The organism is Methylomonas sp. 2BW1-5-20 (assembly GCF_052474515.1).
This window is the reverse complement of sequence record NZ_CP184127.1, coordinates 2042645-2059617: the sequence shown is the minus strand read 5'-3', so window position 1 is coordinate 2059617 and position 16973 is coordinate 2042645. Positions and strand designations below refer to the sequence as shown.

General features: G+C 48.0%; 14 protein-coding genes. 3 read left to right on the top strand and 11 right to left on the bottom strand.

Annotation, left to right across the window (positions count from 1 at the left end):
• Window positions 1–19 precede the first annotated feature (19 nt).
• The 11 genes from gspD to gspE all read right to left on the bottom strand — a co-directional run bounded on the left by gspD (window position 20) and on the right by gspE (window position 11052).
• Window positions 20–2323: a type II secretion system secretin GspD gene (gene gspD, locus ACH50O_RS09305; RefSeq protein ID WP_446811739.1), complete on the bottom strand. Its 2304-nt coding sequence runs from the start codon at window positions 2321–2323 to the stop codon at window positions 20–22.
• Window positions 2313–2930, bottom strand: a complete 618-nt coding sequence (locus tag ACH50O_RS09300; protein WP_446811738.1) for a hypothetical protein — start codon at window positions 2928–2930, stop codon at window positions 2313–2315. The genes gspD and ACH50O_RS09300 overlap by 11 nt, the downstream gene beginning before the upstream one ends.
• Window positions 2927–3505, bottom strand: coding sequence for a type II secretion system protein GspM (gene gspM, locus ACH50O_RS09295; protein ID WP_446811737.1), 579 nt, complete (start codon window positions 3503–3505; stop codon window positions 2927–2929). Before gspM ends, ACH50O_RS09300 begins: the two co-directional genes overlap by 4 nt.
• Window positions 3502–4671, bottom strand: coding sequence for a PilN domain-containing protein (locus tag ACH50O_RS09290; protein WP_446811736.1), 1170 nt, complete (start codon window positions 4669–4671; stop codon window positions 3502–3504). Before ACH50O_RS09290 ends, gspM begins: the two co-directional genes overlap by 4 nt.
• Entirely contained in the window at window positions 4649–5626 is a 978-nt protein-coding gene (locus ACH50O_RS09285; RefSeq protein WP_446811735.1) for a general secretion pathway protein GspK, read from the bottom strand. The genes ACH50O_RS09290 and ACH50O_RS09285 overlap by 23 nt, the downstream gene beginning before the upstream one ends.
• A 1-nt stretch (window position 5627) precedes the next feature.
• A complete protein-coding gene (locus ACH50O_RS09280; protein WP_446811734.1) occupies window positions 5628–6332 on the bottom strand; it encodes a prepilin-type N-terminal cleavage/methylation domain-containing protein in 705 nt (234 codons plus the stop codon).
• A complete protein-coding gene (locus ACH50O_RS09275) occupies window positions 6332–6751 on the bottom strand; it encodes a type IV pilus modification PilV family protein (RefSeq protein ID WP_446811733.1) in 420 nt (139 codons plus the stop codon). Before ACH50O_RS09275 ends, ACH50O_RS09280 begins: the two co-directional genes overlap by 1 nt.
• On the bottom strand, window positions 6738–7265 hold the full coding sequence (locus ACH50O_RS09270) for a GspH/FimT family protein (protein ID WP_446811732.1): 528 nt from the start codon (window positions 7263–7265) through the stop codon (window positions 6738–6740). Before ACH50O_RS09270 ends, ACH50O_RS09275 begins: the two co-directional genes overlap by 14 nt.
• Window positions 7266–7691: a type II secretion system major pseudopilin GspG gene (gspG, locus tag ACH50O_RS09265; RefSeq protein ID WP_446811731.1), complete on the bottom strand. Its 426-nt coding sequence runs from the start codon at window positions 7689–7691 to the stop codon at window positions 7266–7268. It abuts the gene before it with no gap.
• A gap of 60 nt (window positions 7692–7751) precedes the next feature.
• On the bottom strand, window positions 7752–8969 hold the full coding sequence (locus ACH50O_RS09260; RefSeq protein WP_446811730.1) for a type II secretion system F family protein: 1218 nt from the start codon (window positions 8967–8969) through the stop codon (window positions 7752–7754).
• Window positions 8970–9345: 376 nt separating this feature from the next.
• A complete protein-coding gene (gene gspE / locus ACH50O_RS09255) occupies window positions 9346–11052 on the bottom strand; it encodes a type II secretion system ATPase GspE (protein WP_446811729.1) in 1707 nt (568 codons plus the stop codon).
• Window positions 11053–11650: 598 nt separating this feature from the next.
• On the opposite strand from gspE, the gene ACH50O_RS09250 reads away from it, so the two are divergent.
• The 3 genes from ACH50O_RS09250 to ACH50O_RS09240 all read left to right on the top strand — a co-directional run bounded on the left by ACH50O_RS09250 (window position 11651) and on the right by ACH50O_RS09240 (window position 16748).
• Window positions 11651–12907 (top strand): KAP family P-loop NTPase fold protein, encoded by a 1257-nt coding sequence (locus ACH50O_RS09250; RefSeq protein ID WP_446811728.1) that lies wholly within the window; start codon window positions 11651–11653, stop codon window positions 12905–12907.
• A gap of 110 nt (window positions 12908–13017) precedes the next feature.
• Window positions 13018–13860 (top strand): hypothetical protein, encoded by an 843-nt coding sequence (locus ACH50O_RS09245; protein WP_446811727.1) that lies wholly within the window; start codon window positions 13018–13020, stop codon window positions 13858–13860.
• On the top strand, window positions 13857–16748 hold the full coding sequence (locus ACH50O_RS09240; RefSeq protein ID WP_446811726.1) for a hypothetical protein: 2892 nt from the start codon (window positions 13857–13859) through the stop codon (window positions 16746–16748). Before ACH50O_RS09245 ends, ACH50O_RS09240 begins: the two co-directional genes overlap by 4 nt.
• Window positions 16749–16973 lie beyond the last annotated feature (225 nt).

Below are 16973 nucleotides of genomic sequence, written 5' to 3'. Positions count from 1 at the left end.
GATAAAAGTCGGTCGGATGCTATTGAACCGTTTCGACTTCAATTTGCATGGGTTGCTGGATATAGATACCGGACAATTTTCGTTTGAATTCGTCGGTAATCTCTCTGGCATCTTGACGGCTTTTCATGACACGGGGAGTGAGCAACACTACTAGTTCGGTTTTATCATTATTTCGAGTCGTACCTCCAAATAGTGGCCCTATTAAGGGTATTTCATGCAATAACGGTACCCCGTCACGTAGGTAGTTGTTCTTGTCTTTAATAAGACCTCCAAGGACGATAGTCTCTCCGCTTTGAACTGCAACACTGGTCTCGATTTCTCGTTTTTGTATAGTTGGAGAATCGATAGTTTTGCTGGTTGTTGTTTCGGTCGCTTCATTTACACTTTGTAAAATGTCCATCAGTACTAATCCGCCGGCATTGACTCTGGGCCTTACCGCTAGATTAATACCGGTGTCTATCATCTGAATAGAGCTAGTTTGAACGATACCGGCAGTGGTGCTACTGCTTAAATTACTGGAAACTGATGACCGAATCGGCACTGAATCACCGACCTTGATAGAGGCTTCCTGATTATTTAGGACCATGAGCGATGGTGATGAGATCACATTTATATTGTTATTCGTTGCGCTGGCATTCAAAACTGCCTGTATGTCTTTTGATCCGCTGGAGAACGCATAGGAAAAACCGCCTGTTGACAGAGTTTTTGCAGTTTCTGTTGTCAGGTTAATTAAATCTATACCCTGAGCTGATCCACCATTTATGTGATTTGCTCCCCCATTATTGTGACTAAAATACCATTGCAATCCATATTTCAGATCGTCGTTCAGAGTCACTTCTACAATGGTCGCATCAATCATTACCTGCAACGGTAACACATCCAGTTGTTTCAATACCCGTTGAATCACCGCATACTCCTGAGCGGTCGCGACGATGATCAGCGCGTTATTACCTTCGTCGGCAATGATTTTAACGTTGGGCATGTCATTGCTGTTACTGCCGCCGGTCCCGCCATTGCCGCCGCTCAGGTTGCCGCCCACACCGCCGGTGCCGCCGGTGCCGCCGGTGCTGCGATTGGTATTGGTTCTGTCGCTCAAGGTGCGCTCACTGTTGGAGTTGCTCCCGGAATTCATGCCGGTACTACTGCCAGTGGCGCCAGTGCCGCCGCTATTATTGCTGCTACCGGATTTTTTATTGCTGGCGGACAAGGATTTACGCCCAGAGGCGATAGACGCTTTACTGCTGCGTCCGGTACCGCCGCTGCCGAAAATACTGCTCAAGGTGTCGGCCAAGTCCGCCGCGCTGACGTGTTGAGCCCGATAGACATTGACGCCGCCAGCGGCCGCAGTGTTGATTCGGTCCAGGCGTAACACCCAATTTTCAATATCCTTCAAATAATTGGCTTGGTGGGTAATCGCCAATACCGCATTCAAGCGTTCTATCTCGATAAACCGGAAAAAGCTGGATTCGTCCTCCTTGGCTTTTTTGCTGTTGAAGATTTCCTCCAGCTCTTCGATGATCTTGCCGGCGCTGACGTTGGCCGGCGTAAACAACGCGAAGGAACGGCCTTTTAGAATATCCACATCGAAGGTATTCACTACCTCCAATGCTCTGGAAATCTCCGTGCCGGAGCCGGCTATCAGGATCAGATTTCGATTCGGGTCGACGTGCAATAAAGACTTTTCCGGCAGCAGCGGCTTTAATATTTCCGCCAACTCGGCGGCCGCGACATTTTTTACCGGAATTATTCTGACCTGATAGCCGTTGGGCATTTTTGCGCCCGATAGCGAGCTGATCGAACTGCTGTATAAGGCTTCGTTGGACGGCTTGATCAAATACATGCCGGCTTGCTCGGTCAGCGCGGCATTGTTCAGGCTCAACAACATGTCCAGGGTTGGAATCAATTCGTCTTTGCTTAACGGTTTGGATGTTTGCAAGGTCACTTTGCCCACCACTTGGGGACTGATGGTGTAGTTTTTGCCGAGGATGTCGCTGAGTATCACCTTAGCCACTTCGCCAAGATCGGCGTCGTCAAAATTCAGACTGTATTCGCCTTTACCGCCGGTTTTGCCGCCGGTGGAATGGTTGACTTGAGGCGCGATACTGGCTTCGCCGCTGGGAAACAATTCGACTTTAGTGGTTCTATTTTCAGCCGCTTTATTGGCGTCGTTGGCCAGTTCGGGAATCAACACGGCCTCTTCCTGGGCGGGTTTGTTGTCGGCAATTGCCAGTTTTTGATGTAGCTGCGGACCGATAAACTCACAGCCCGTCATGGACAGCGCCAACGCCAACATAGGAGGAATGTTGATTTTTTTATTTCTCATTGATGTTCTCGGGATTTTCATCGGGTACTGGTTCGATAGGTTTGGCAATGGCATTGGGTTGAGGCGGTCTAGGCGGTACCGCGGGTTTGCCGGGTATCGGCGGTTTGACTTGCGCACGGGGTTTTCTCAATACAACGGATCTCTCCTGACCGGCTTGTAGCAGCAATACCCGGTCTGCCTGTATTTGTTTCAGCTGCCAACCGGCGATGGTTTGGTCTTCGCTAATTTTTTGAAATTTTCGGGCTTCGTTGCGTTTGCTAAACAACGCTATCGGTTTTTTGTCCTTGATGTAAATCCCGATTAAGGCCCAGTCGTCGATTTGCCCCGAGTCTGCATTTTGTAAATTTTCGGTCGGGCTGGCTTCGGCTATTGGCTTTCTACCTTCTATGAATAAGGGCCGCTCGACGATTTCGCTATACGTTTCTATAGAATTCTTGCTGTCGGCAATGCTGGGCAATTCCTCGGCCTGAAATGCAGTTTGGCTGCGCGGTTCCAGCAGACTCTGCAATTCCCGAGCGGTGAACCGGCTATAAGCCCATTCTGCCAATAAGGCGATGCTCAGTATGCCGCAACCCAATAATTGCAATCTGATCAGCTTTTGGTTCATGAGGTTTTGGCTCGCATAAAGCTGATGACTTCGAAACTGACGTTCAATTGTGCGCTGGGGTCCATTTTGTTGGTGGTGCGGTTACGGGCGCCGCGTACCGGCGAAATATCCAGTTGATCGACCAATAGCAAGGGTACGTTCGCATCCAAACTATGCAATACGGTGCGCAAGGCTTCGATGCTGCCGCTCATACGGACTTTTACCGCGATTCTGACAAAATCGTTTTCGGCTCTGCCGGGCATGCCCTGGGTACTGGTCAGCTGACCGCCGGCTTCGGTGACCGCGGTTTTGACGATGTTTTGCAGTTCGGCCGACGCCAGCGCTTCGGTATCGCTGTTGCTCAAGTAGCCTTGCTGTTGATATTGCTGATTCAACAGTTCCAAATTTTGCGCGACGCTGTCCCGACGAGCGACGATGGTTTGTTGCCGCTGTAAACGAAACAACAAATCGTTTTTTTGTTCCCGATAATCCAGCCAACTAGTCAGCAGGGGCAGCAAGACTAAAAATGTTATTGCCGATAGCACCACTATCAGCAGCGATACCGCCAGCCAGCGTTGATAGCGTGCATCGTTCATTGCATGGGCTCCATTTCCGGTGTTGCCGTTGGTCCCGGTTTGTTTTCTGCGGGTGATTCCGTAGCCGGAGTGGTAGAAACCGGCGGTACGCTGGTGTCCATGCTGATTTGAAAGCGTTCTCTTCCGGTCGCTTTATCCTGAGTCAACGGGGAGACGAAGCTGACATTACTGAAAAAGCCGGAGCCTTCCAGCAAGCCGATCAACGAAGATGCGGCCGGCGACTGGCCTTGGATCTGCAGGCGTTTTTCCGCATATTGAAAGTGGGTTAACCAACTGTCGTCTTTCAATAGCGTGCTGAGTTCATTCAATACCGCTACCAGAGAAGGCGTTTGGGTTTTGACATCGATCAAGCGCTGGGTTTGCTGGCGCAAGGCATCGATTTCATGTTGCTTTTCCTCAATGACGCGGGTTTCTTTTTCCAGGGTTTTGATTTGGTTTTTCAAGGTGTCGACGGTTTGGCCTTCTTGCCAAACCGGCCAAATCAGCACAGCCATAAACAGCAGCAACAGGACGCCGTTCAGCAGCCAATGCAGGGCTTGAACCAGCGGATTGCCGCGCGGACGATAGCGTTCCGGGAGTAGATTGTACGCTGGTGCCGTTGCGGGACAGGTAGTACTGGCCTGGGAATAATCCACCCGAGCGGGCTGTACTCCTAAGGTTTGCAATCTGCCGAGCTGCTCGTCGAGCAAGGTTCTGGGTGTAAATACCAGCAATACTTCAATCTGTCCATGCTCGGTTTTACCGAGCGGGACGGCGGTAAAGTAGACTTGTTCGGCCTTGAACGGCGTATAGCGATCCAACTCGAAACCGACCACTTGCTGCAGGTTTTCCTGCGCCGCGGCGGGCAAATAGACGATCTTTTTCAGAGCTTGGGAATCGTGCAGCCGCAGTATACATTCGGCTTTTTCAAAATCGGGATTTTGGGTCTTGACCGTTTGATAGCTGTCGGCACTATTTGCGTCCAGGGGCCAAGTCGTAGGGTTGGACTGGTCGGCGTGATTGTAAAAGCGGATTTGAAAAGCGGTGTCGGCGGCAGTCAATACCAATACGCCGGATTGGTCGCTGAATAAGGTTTTTAGCTTATTGGGCACCAAAAACGTCAGCTCTCGCCCCCACCACTGGAAAAAACGTTTCAGGTCGAAATCAATGGTCGTTTGTAAATTCATCTTGAACGGTAATTAACTGGGATTCCTTCGCCGGGTCGAATAACGACAACACTTGTCGACCTTGTTTCCAATCCAGGATTTGAGAAGGCGCTTGGCTGGGATCTTGGTTCTGGACTTTTAATACTGCTTCGATAGCGGCGGTAGCCTCATCCTCCTCCAGCAGTGTTTGCACCTCAATAGTATACGTTTGTGGTGCATCCGCCAATCCGGGATCGCTCTGATCGCTCTGGTTATCGCCGGTTTGGGAGGTGTCGGCCACGCGTTTTTCCAAGTATACATCATGAATATTCTGTTCCTTCAGCCGTTCGCCGACCATTTGCAACAATTCCGGCGCCGCTACCCTTAAGTTCAACTGAGGTGCGCCGGAATAAATCGTTATCCAAGGTTGTAAGCGCTCAAAGATATCGGCGGTAAAACCTTGTACCAGTTGCAGCTCTTCCAGCGCTTGAAAGGGTCGGTTGCTGGGTTGATAGGCCAGGCCAGCCTGCCGGTATTGTTTTTTTTCGGCGCCTTGCGGCCGCGGCTCGTCGTCGGCATCGCGCCAGTCGAGCAAGGCGTCTAACAGCTGCTGTTGCTGCTTGCTGTCGTCGCTAATCGAATTGATCACGGCTTGCAGCAAGGGTTCCTCCGCGGTGTTGATATCGACCTTGCCGGATTCCGCGAGAATTCTGATGCGGATTTCGCTATCGCTGCGCGCAATGCGGTAGAGGGTGCCATCCGCCAGCCAACGTTGTTCGGGGTCGGGATTTTGCAACATGAATTGGGCGATGCTGAGGCCGGTCTCCGCCAAGGCTTGGGCCTGGGCATTATTTTTCAATGCGCCGGCCACACTGCTTTCCCGGCGCATGCTCAGTGCAAAACTACCCGCCATCAGGCTGAGCAGCGTTAAAATCCAAATCACGATTACCAGAGCAAAACCGCATTGCCGCAGACGGGGCGGTGGATTGATGCGCATATCAGTTGTTGTCTATGCTGGGCAGATTTTGTTCGCCGGCGAGCGCATCTGCGCTGGTCTGCCCGGATATTTTCAGCGGAAATATCATGTCGGGCCAAAAGCTGCCGTCTTCCAGTGTGATGCCGATCTTGACCAGTTTGGGCAGCTGAGCGGCATCTTGCCAGTTGTCCAACCAGCTGCCCGTGCCGTCGTTAGTGTCTATCGCCGAGCCGAGATAGCTGATTTTGAAATTTTTTATCCGTTCCAGTAAAACTACCGGATCCTGGTCAGCCGAATTATTTTCGGTTTGTCGGTAAGGGCTTAGCCTGACTTTAAGAATGGACGGTTGGCGTGGGTCCAGCTCGACCTGAAATATCTGCAAACCCTTACGCGCAGAAGCCGCGGACAGGGCGGAGACAAAGCGGATACTTTGCGGCAAACCTTGAAAAGCCAGCTTCGGCGGCTCTTGCGTATCTTGTTCCTGGCTTTGCAGCGTCGGGTTATCCTGGATTTCCGGCAGTGGTTTGACGTTGCTCAAATGCCGCTTGAAAAACTGATACACCACGGCTTTTTTGTTCACTTCGCTGATTTTAGCTTCGCCGCTATTCCAGCTTTCGGCGGCAATCCGTAAGCTGGCGAATAGCAGCACCACCATAATCCCCAGCAGGCTAATGGCAATCAGCATTTCGATCAGCGTAAATCCGTTTGCATTCCAGCGCTTCAGCACTATCCCTGGCCTTGTTGTTGCAGTTTTAAGGTATTCAATTCAATGCTGCGGGCTTGTTCCTCGTCGCCCCAACTTACCCGCACACGTACCGACATCAGTTCCGCTGCCGGCGTTTGCTGGTCCGACTCTTCGTCTTTCAATCTGCGTTTGGCGGCTGGCGGCGTTGCGGGGCTGACAACGACTTGCCAGTCGTATTTATCGCCTTCGTTGCCCTGGCTTTCGCCGGCTGTCAGCGCGGTTTCGACGCCGGTGCGCGCCATCAGCGATTCGGCGATTTGCACCGCGATAGTGTATTCCTCGGATATGACGGCATTGTTAACGCCGGTGCCGAAGATACGCAACAATACGGTGAGGGCGATCGCCATGATGGAAAAGGCGACCAGAATTTCCAGTAACGAGAAGCCTTTATGCCGCCGCATCGGAAATACTGACTTCGCCGGTAATCCAGTTGACGTCTATACGGCGCAATTGATTGCCCCATTCCAGCGTGATCCGGCCGCCGGTGGAAGAGCCATCGCCGAAGAAACGAATATTGCCTTGTTCGCCCTCGGAAAACTCTTCCTCCGCGACCACCAGCGACACGTCGATATCCTCGGCAAACGGGTAAGTCTTATCGCGGTTGCTGATCGAATAACTATTGTCTTGCAGATCGATGGCCACGCTGACCGGTTTTTGCGTCATCAAGGCTTGACCATGGGCGTATCTCAACGCCGATGCAATGTCTCTGGCCACGGCTTGCAGTTTGGCGCTACGGTTACCGGAGCCGATATTGCTGCCGAGTACCGCAAAACCCAGGACGCTGATCAATAATACGATGATCAACTCGATCAACGTAAAACCTCGATTATGATTCGGCAAGCGTCCAGAATGCGGCTGTTGCAAAGACGCGAAGTCCGGTGTCGCTATCGGCGTAATGCTGGGCAGGGCGGTCATTTATTCCCAGCTGTTAATGTCCTGGTCTTCGCCTTCGCCGCCTTCTTTCTCGTCGGCGCCAAAACTGAACAAATCGAATTTGCCGTGTTGGCCGGGGAAGACATAGTGGTAGTCCTGATTCCACGGATCTTGCGGAATTTTGTCCTTGCGCAGGTAAGGCCCGTTCCAGCGTTTCGCGTCCGCGGGCCTTTCCACCAAAGCGGTCAGACCTTGCTGGCTGGTGGGGTAACGGCCTTCATCGAGTTTGTACATATCCAGCGATGCTGCAAGATCCTCGATTTGTACCCTGGCAGCCTTGGTTTTGGAGGCGCCCATATGTTTCATCACCTGCGGTCCGACAATCCCGGCCAACATGGCGATGATGCCCAATACCACCAACAGTTCCAGCAAGGTAAAACCGCGGTGGCGGCGTAACATGTGTCTCATTTGAAAAACTCCTTCTATTAAAATTTGGATTGTAGGGGGCGAGTCGATTCGCCGACGGGCCTAAACAGCCAGATCGTTCACGCTCAAGATCGCCAGCAGAATCGAAACGATGATGCCGCCTATCATCAGGCCCAGCGAAATAATCAAAGCCGGTTCCAGCAGTGCCAACATGCGCTGGATGGTGGTCTTCAGCTGCTTATCGTAAATCACCGCAACCCGCATCAGCATTTCTTCCAGCCGGCCGGTTTCTTCGCCCATTTTAATCATCTGCACCGCCAGTTTGGGAAACAAGTTTTGCTGCGCCAATGCGTCGGACATGGTGCGGCCTTGTTTGAGCTGCGCTTCGGCGTTTTCCAGCAAATCGGCCAGCACGGTATTGCCGACCGTTTCGCGGACGATGCCCAAGGATTTTAAGATGGACACGCCGTTACCCAATAAAGTGCCGAAGGTGCGGCTAAAATTAGCGACTTCCATAGTCAGAACGATGTCGCCGAACAGCGGAAACTTCAGCAGGCGGCCGTCCCAGGCTTTCTTCCCGGCCGGATCTGCCAACTGCGATTTTATAGTTTGCACACTGCCGAGCACGACAATCAGCAGCACCCACCAATAACTTTGCAGAAATTCGGCCAGACCGACCACAATCTGGGTCGGCACCGGCAAGGCCTGACCGGCGCTATCGAACATCTCTTTGAATTGCGGCACCACGAAAGTCAGCATCACAAACAAGGATGCCAGCGACATTACCAATAAAATCGCCGGATAAATCAATGCAGTGCTGACGGTGTCTTTCAATTCCTGCGAGCGTTCCATGTATTCCGACAAGCGCAGCAATACGCCGCCGAGATTGCCGCCCATTTCGCCGGCGCGAATCATGTTCAGATAAAATTTGGAAAATACCCCGCTCTGGCTTTCCAGCGCATCGGCCAGCGCTTTGCCGGCTTTCACCTTTTCCAATACTTCGCCGACCAGCTTATTCAGTTTCTGATTTTCCTCGGTCAGCTGCATCAGGATCGTCAACGAGCGGTCCAGCGGCAAGCCCGATTCCAGCAAGGTTGCCAATTCGCCGGTCAGCATGCCGATTTCTTTCTGGGAAAGCTTGACCCCGGCGGACTTTAATTTAAAACCCAGGAAGGTTTTATCCCTGGCCAGTTCGATGCGGATCGGAATCAGTCCTTGGCTTTGCAACTCGATTAACAATGCCTGCTCATCGGCGGCATTACGCACGCCTTCTTCGGCAATGCCCTGGTTGTTGACGACTTTGTAGGAATATAAAGGCATGGAATGGGTTAACGATTGGCGATTAGCTGGATTTGCGGTTGGTAGAAGGCAAGGTTCACGTCGGAAGAAATAATCGGCATATTTTCATTGAATAATGGTGATGCTCTATTTGTTTGCCGAATCGCAAACTGCGACGTGCGCTCAACAAAGCCACTAAGAAGAGGGATGCCGGAATAGAAGGAAACCCCTGCTCCAAGGATGAACACAGTGTCTGTCATTTTTTATAAAGTTAAGCTGATCAGGCAACACCGCATGAAAAATTCGAAAATAAAACAGACAAGCCAAAGGTTGGCACGATTTAATACCCACGCGGAATTTAAGCTGTTGCTATAAATGGTGGGTAGAAAAGCGTTGCCTACACTGATAGACATCAGGTTCATGCTTCCGTCGTCACTCGCAACACTTCCTCCAGCGTCGTAATGCCTTGCAAGGCTTTACCCACGCCATCTTCATACATAGTCTGCATGCCTTCCTGGATCGCGGTTTGCTGGATCACGAAGGCTTCTTCGTGTTTCATGATTTGTTTGCGGATGGTGTCGGTCATCGTCAAAAACTCGATGATGGCCAACCGGCCTTTGTAGCCGATGCCGTTGCAGGCCGGGCAGCCGACGGGTTTGTGTAGCAGGATTTGCCCGGTCGGTTGCCAGTGCCGCAGGTTCATTTCCTCGATCAGCGTGTCCGAAGCCGGATGGGCTTGTTTGCAATGCGGACACAGCCGTCGCACCAAACGCTGAGCCAAGATACCGTTGATGGTGGAACTGAGTAGATATTCTTCCAGGCCCATGTCCTGCAAGCGGGTGACGCCGGCGGCGGCATCGTTGGTGTGCAGGGTCGATAATACCAAATGGCCGGTCAGCGCGGATTGCACCGCGATTTTGGCGGTTTCCAGGTCGCGCATCTCGCCGATCATGATTACATCCGGGTCCTGGCGGACGATGGAGCGTAGCGCCGAGGCGAAGGTCAATCCAATCTGCGGTTTGGCCTGGATCTGGTTGATGCCTTCCAGCTGATATTCCACCGGATCTTCGACGGTGATGATCTTGCGTTCCGAGGTGTTCAGGGTTTTCAAAGCAGCGTACAGGCTGGTGGATTTACCGCTACCGGTCGGGCCGGTAATCAGCAGGATGCCGTGCGGTTGAGCCAGCACTTCGATAAAACGCTCGGCTTGTCTGCCGACGAAACCCAGGGTTTCGAAATCCAGCACCGCGTTTTCCTTGTCCAGCAAGCGGATCACGACGCTTTCGCCGTGCAGGGTAGGGATGGTCGAAACCCGCAAATCCAGCTCCTTGCCTATCATTTGCAGCTTGATGCGGCCGTCTTGCGGCAGGCGGCGCTCGGCGATGTTGAGCTTGGCCATGATTTTGAGCCGCGACAGTACGGCGGCGGTGGAGGCGACCGGCGGCGAGTCTATGTCCTGCAACACGCCGTCGATACGCAAACGCACTTTCAGGCTTTGCTCGAACGGCTCGATATGTACGTCGGAGGCCCGGCTTTCCACGGCTTTTTGCAGAATGAAGTTCACCATCTTGATGATGGGGGCTTCGCTGGCCAAGTCTTTTAAATGTTCCAGGTCTTCGCTGCCTTCTTCCTCGACGTTGAGGTTATCCATCAGCTTATCCATTTGCGACTTGCCTTCGCCGTATTGCAGTTCCAGCGCGGCGTCGATTTCCGAAAGCTGGCCGATTTGCAGCTTGATCGGCTTGCCGGTCGCAAGTTGCAGGGCTTGGCTGACATAGTCGTCTTCCGGATCCATTACCGCGACCTGGATTTGATCGTCGTCGGCCGTCAGGCCCACCGCATGATATTGCTTTAAAAAGCGTTGAGATACACTGTCGGGTAGCGGCGATTGCGGCGGGTAGTGTTCCGGTGTGACGCGGGCGATACCGCTGGCTTCGGCGAAGCTGACGGCAATGTCGCTGTCCGAACATAAACCCAGTTTTATCAGCAGTTGCGGCACGGAGTCGTCCAATGCCGTTTTCTGCATGCGGCGGACTTTGCCCAGGTCACTGTCGGAGAGTTTGCCCTTGCTTTTTAATAAGCTGAGAAAGGCGGCGTATTTTTCGGATTTTTCGAGGGTTTCCATGTTCACTGTATCAGCCTAAACTTGCAGAACTCGGGCGCATTGTAGCGATTTTCCAAACAGTCCGGCAGTAATTGTTTAGAGGGCGGCGGCGACTCTTGCCGCGCGCTTGAGAGGGAATATTGAGCCGCTCGAACAGATCCTTATTTTTTGGGATGGCGAGCGTGAGGGTATTTGACTCGCTTGAGTTCCCGCGTTTTTCAGACCGCACCGTTGTGAAATGAAATCTCAATACTGAGAAATGCTTTGCCGGTTAAGAATGGTGGCAAGCTTTAATTGGCTGGCATCGACCCTAAGCCGCCCATAAAAATTCACTTGGGTTTATGACGGCTCTCTGATCATTTTGCGGACAGTTGATTATCCTAGCATTAGTCTTACATGAGACACGAGAGCCATCTTAGGAGAATAACCATAATTAATTGCAAACAAGCTATGGAAAGAAGATATACCTATGCATTCATCATCTGCTATATTTTTACTATCCGAAGAAATTGTACTTTTGAAGTAAACTTATGTTATTTTTGAGTTTTTAGCTCATGATGAAATTGATTGAACTGTTTTAGATAAATTTAAATAAATGCTGCGTTTTAAGGAGAATAACATGTCGTTTTCTGTCCTTTCTGATGCGCCTGCTAAGCGCGATCTTCTGAACTTTAATCGGTATTCTGAGCCGTTAACTTCGGTATTGATTAATCCTGCATTGGAAACTCCTTTTACTATAAGCATATTTGGTAGTTGGGGAAGCGGAAAAAGCACATTATTACATATTATAAAAAGGAACTTATCTAAGAAAAATGGAAATCGATTTCTATTTGTTGAATTTAACCCTTGGGTATATCGTCGCGAGCCCAATATGTTAATTCCACTATTAAACTGCCTTCATGACGCATTGGCAAATAACAAAATTACGAGAATACAGCAGTCTGCTGACAAGATAGTCGATGTTCTTTTACACCTAGGTGCTGATTTATTCTTGAAGAGCGTTTCAGCTGGTACGATAGATTTAGAGAAACTTGAAAAACTTGAAAAAACATATCTCAATCGTAGGATGCAGCTTGATAGCCAAATGAGAAATTTGCGATTAGCTCTCGCAGAGCTTGCGAAAACCCTTGGCGAAGAAGGTACCCGCATCGTATTTCTAATAGATGATTTAGATCGTTGTGATCCAACTGAAATTATAGATGTGTTGGAAAGCATGAAATTGTTCCTAGACCTAGAGAATGTTGTACATATTCTTGCTCTAGATAAAGAAGTTATTGATCGAGGCATAGAAGTCAAATATGGAAAGTTTGCTTTTGGTGCCGGACGTTCAGCAGTTCTCGGCTCTGAATATCTTGAAAAAATGATCCAAATGCCGGTTTATCTATTCCCGTTGCATCCAGAGCAAGTACGCGGCTATATTGAGTCGATCGATGCTTCGTCGTGCATTGGGGAATATCTAGAATTACTAGTATCAAGTCTTAGTCCAAATCCCCGGAAAATTAAACGTGCACTAAACATGCTTGCACTAACAAATCAAATACTTGATAGCTCCCCAGACAAATATGGAAAATTTGACCGTTTTGTCACAACCGCTTTGACTATTCTTAGGATTGAAGAGCCGGAACTTTATCTAAATGCCGCGGTTTTACCCACGTTATTGCCTGTACTCGAAGATGTTTACTTAGAAGAACGTAGTGTTTCAAATGCCGATAATTTCATTGATTTTGGGATGGACAAAACAACCATCCAGGCGATTTGCGAAAAGTATTACCGCCCTTCTAGTTACCTAGCACATATCTTTAAGAATCCAGATCGAAATTTTCGTCTTAATGCTGGTCAGTTAAAAAATCACTTCTCGGTTGTGGGAGGATTTTAAGTATGCCAAGGATGTGGGCTCGTTATGGTGTAGAAGATGATCCGTTTAGTGGACCAGTTCTTGATTGTGTTCAGAACACCAAGGATCAAGAGCGTTTCGGGAGTTTACACTTGGATACAATAGACCGGGAAAAGCTAGGTAAGTTCTTGGCTAGTGCCAATAAGGAACAGCGAAATGCTTTTTTAGTTGTTGTTGGGCCAAACGGGTCAGGTCGCACTGCTTTTGCTCGGTATGTGTGCGCACTATATGCTGAGCTAAATTCAAACAAGAAATTCGTAAGAGCTGAACATGATCCTAAACAAAATGTGAGTACTAAACAGGTACTCCTTGACCTGTTAAGTCGATTAGTCGGCGCTACTCGCCGGCTTGGACCAACATTTTCAGAGGGGCCGGCAAAGACTCTAACAGAAGAGTTAAAGTCTGAATTTGGTGGTAGTTTCGAGATAGAAAAACAAAACGCACTTGAGAGTTTTTCGCAGGTACTCAATCGTGCAAACGGGGCATTTTGTTGCATTTTAGAGAATATCCCTACGAGAGAAATGCTGACGGCTACTCACACGATATTCGAAAGATCTAATAGTCTCGTAGTATGCACAGTTACGGATCAGCAACGTGAAGAGGTTGCGTCAGCTTTCTTGAAAGTACATTCTGATACTGTAATGGAATTACGATTATGCCCTCTACCAGCCGCAAGTGTCTTTCAACTAGCATCTCACAGATGGGAAAAATGGGGTGCAACCATGCCTTTGCCATTTGAACGCTCTGATCTTGAAGCAAATTTTGAAAGCCCGCAAAGAACAGTAGGGCGGGTATTGTCCTTATTGAGCGGTATTTTTGAGATTAAGCTTGTTAATAACTCAGAAGGGGATCCTTGGCCAGTAGCTGAATTAAAACTAACTGGAGATCAGATCAAACAATCAATTAAGGTGATTGAGAAGTTGGAGAATAAATGATGTCCGAACAAATAGGAGGTTATCCATCAAGAAATCCATTCCCTTACTTGGGCACACTACGTTTAGCTGGTCAGCGTCTTGAAGGAGGGGTCCCCGTTATCGGAGATTTTCGAACATTAGACCGAGGACCAGTTACGAAATTAATTACGAGATCAAATGAGTTTATCGATCGATTTGAACCGAAATGGAGTAACCAGGGAGAAGTAGTAGTTATACGTGGAGCTCATGGTTCAGGAAAAACACACACTATTTGCGCTACTTGGCGAATGCTTAGGAAACAAGCATTTCCAATTTACGTTCTCCTGCAAAATTCAGATTTCCTTTCGCTGTATACGCAAATTGTTCAAAGACTTTCACCAACGCTCCTAAAAGAGATGAGCCTTAGCTTTCTTGGTGCTATTACTGCGGAGCAGTTAGCCAGTCAGGCAGGAAGTTCTGAACCAACTACAGATTTAAACTTTAGGCTTCAAAACAGTCCCGATCTCGTCGCGTCCCTTTTTAGTAGTTATAAAGTTGAAGAACGTGTTGCCGTAGCGAGGCAGGAAAAAGCTTTAGATGAGCTTAGCCAGGGTGAGAAGAACCTACAGCGAGCAGTTTTTTGTTTGCAGGGCGACCAATTCGATAATGATGCTGCTGCATGGTTTAGGGCTGAACCAGTTGCGAGGGAAAGGCTCGATGCAATGGGAATCTCCTCTGAAATTGAGACTCCTGAACAAGCAGTGTCTGCAATCCAGATGCTGGCAGCCTTGTTTGCAATATCAAATCGCCCCCTTGTACTATTCATAGATCAAATAGAAAGATTGGTTGTTGATGACGACTCAGTCACTGCAACTGCAAACATGGGATATTTACGCTCAATATTAGAAATGTTTGTGTCCAGAAACGCCATGCTAGTGCTTTCTGGTAATGAAGAAGCGTGGAAGAAGCTGCATGTTGACTTACGATCTCGAGTCGCCCTAAGTGTAATCGATTGCCCGCTCTTAGGTCTAAATGAAGCCATTGATATTGTAAGACTTTACGTTATGCCGCTAGGTACTCAATTTAAACCGGGTGCCGGTAGTTTATATCCTTTTACCGAAGGCGCCGTGCGTACGATGTTGACTCTTGGTGCGGGCAATCCGCGTAGGTTTTTGCAATTCTGTTACAGTGCATTTGCCAAGGCAGCATCGTCTAATACCGTTATCGATGAATACTTAGTGACATCTATGACCCGTGAGGAATACAGCGAGCAATTTTTCGATCGTGCTCAAGTTGATCAGGAAACTCATCTTCTCCTTTCTCGCGAACCATTCCGATTTGAACAGCGACTAAATTTGCATGGAATTACGTTTGACTATGCTCTTCTGAGCAATACTGGTGGTCCCTTGCTTCTCTTAGACGTTAAAGATGCAATTTTCGCCGATGAAGAGGCCGCTAATGCCATTTCAAGTGCTGATGTCGCTGAGAAACTAAAGGCATTTAATTCAACCGCTTATTATGTTGTAGTGGTGAAAGGTTACGTAAGTCCTGAAATTGTGGAAAAACTACGTAATGCTGTTCACGAACTGATAATTTATACGAAAGATACATTTGAACAACAACTGAATGCTTTGCTCATGCGTGTTCGCGAGAGAGCTTTAGGTATTCTGCGTGAAAGCAGTCCATCCGAACAAAGTATCCGAGATATTCGTGAAGCCTTGCTCAACCTCAAATTAGAGAGGGCCGGTGAAACAAATTTAATAAATTCTAGAGTCGAGGATTTTTCTAAATCACATACCAGACGTAGGTATGAAGAACGTTACGAAAAAGCTCGTTCAGAATGGATTGCTATGAGGCGTAAAATAGAAGAAGACATTATGAAAGGCCGCAAGGAATGTGCAGAAAAAGCAATTTCTGAGATGAATACACAGACCCATCAAAAACTTCGTAATCTAAAAATTCGCAGTGCAGTGATTTTTTTTAGTCTCTTTTTCTGGATATCTTCCAATGTTGCCATAGATTTTAATGATGCACTGAAAATTCAATCCATTTCTGAAATTAAAATCGCAGATTCTTATAATTCTATAACCAAAAATACTATGGATTCTGCCGATAAAGCAGAGATTCCTGTAGGCAATATTTACCGTAGTATTCTAAGAGAACACATTATTAGAAATCCGTTTTCACTGATATTAATCTATTATCTAATAATAGAGTGGCTCCCGGTTTTTATATCACCAGGATTCACGCAGCCAATTAAAGATTTGCGACAAATAGAGCAGTTTTTAATGAGCCGTCGTGGATTTTACGTAAAATTATTCCCATTTATTTCTGGATTTCCTGCTATTAGGCTTTATAAAAAAGCAAGCCGTATTCGTAAGAATATTGGTTTTACAGAGTTAGAAGAGTTAGTGGTTTCTGAGCCGCTAAGCATTCTACGTCAGCTATTATGCAAAATGATCAGTGGTAAGGAAATATTTAACCCTAAGGGTTTAGTTGTGGGTGAAGAGTTGATGCGAGTCCCGGAGATTTCTATTCTAATACAGAAAAAGCATTTCTTGGAAAACGTTTCAACTGACTCCTTACAGCATCCAATCGATCTAGTATATACATTAGCGACTGGGAAAATAATTGAAAAACCTCGCCTAGCGATGACTCTATGCGCGCTAATAACAGATAATTATGAGAACACCTCCAATATAGCGAATGCATTTCGAATAGGTTTAGATAAAGCAAAACTAGAAACATTGTCCTTTCTTTCTGAAAGAGATATTCAAGGGGCTATTCGCGATTTAACACCATTTGAATCAGGTGGTTTAGGGACTTACGATTTTCTCGATAATATCAAGCGGATAGATGAATTATTTCTATTTTGTTTGCAGCTTAGATTATATTATGAATATGACTTATTGCTAGAGGGCGAATTATAAACAATATATAAATCATATGATTTTTTTAATAAGGCTGTATGGTTGTCAGACATTTTTATAGCACTCTGACGCTCATTTTTTTTGAAAAAATTATTTATTTACAATAATTTTAATGCAAAATTGAGTTTTGTTAGGGTTTGAAAATATAGCACTTAGTTGTGCTGAGTCAAAATTAATAATAGTGACCATCGGTTAGCTAGGTAATGCTTTTTTGAATGAGATGCC

What these genes read in the sequence shown, in the direction of transcription:
- ACH50O_RS09300 (WP_446811738.1), bottom strand. Translation starts at nt 2,930, where the DNA reads ATGAACCAAAAGCTGATCAGATTGCAATTATTGGGTTGCGGCATACTG.
- gspE (WP_446811729.1), bottom strand. Translation starts at nt 11,052, where the DNA reads ATGGAAACCCTCGAAAAATCCGAAAAATACGCCGCCTTTCTCAGCTTA.
- gspD (WP_446811739.1), bottom strand. Translation starts at nt 2,323, where the DNA reads ATGAGAAATAAAAAAATCAACATTCCTCCTATGTTGGCGTTGGCGCTG.
- ACH50O_RS09270 (WP_446811732.1), bottom strand. Translation starts at nt 7,265, where the DNA reads ATGACCGCCCTGCCCAGCATTACGCCGATAGCGACACCGGACTTCGCG.
- ACH50O_RS09250 (WP_446811728.1), top strand. Translation starts at nt 11,651, where the DNA reads ATGTCGTTTTCTGTCCTTTCTGATGCGCCTGCTAAGCGCGATCTTCTG.
- gspM (WP_446811737.1), bottom strand. Translation starts at nt 3,505, where the DNA reads ATGAACGATGCACGCTATCAACGCTGGCTGGCGGTATCGCTGCTGATA.
- ACH50O_RS09290 (WP_446811736.1), bottom strand. Translation starts at nt 4,671, where the DNA reads ATGAATTTACAAACGACCATTGATTTCGACCTGAAACGTTTTTTCCAG.
- ACH50O_RS09275 (WP_446811733.1), bottom strand. Translation starts at nt 6,751, where the DNA reads ATGCGGCGGCATAAAGGCTTCTCGTTACTGGAAATTCTGGTCGCCTTT.
- ACH50O_RS09240 (WP_446811726.1), top strand. Translation starts at nt 13,857, where the DNA reads ATGATGTCCGAACAAATAGGAGGTTATCCATCAAGAAATCCATTCCCT.
- ACH50O_RS09260 (WP_446811730.1), bottom strand. Translation starts at nt 8,969, where the DNA reads ATGCCTTTATATTCCTACAAAGTCGTCAACAACCAGGGCATTGCCGAA.
- ACH50O_RS09285 (WP_446811735.1), bottom strand. Translation starts at nt 5,626, where the DNA reads ATGCGCATCAATCCACCGCCCCGTCTGCGGCAATGCGGTTTTGCTCTG.
- gspG (WP_446811731.1), bottom strand. Translation starts at nt 7,691, where the DNA reads ATGAGACACATGTTACGCCGCCACCGCGGTTTTACCTTGCTGGAACTG.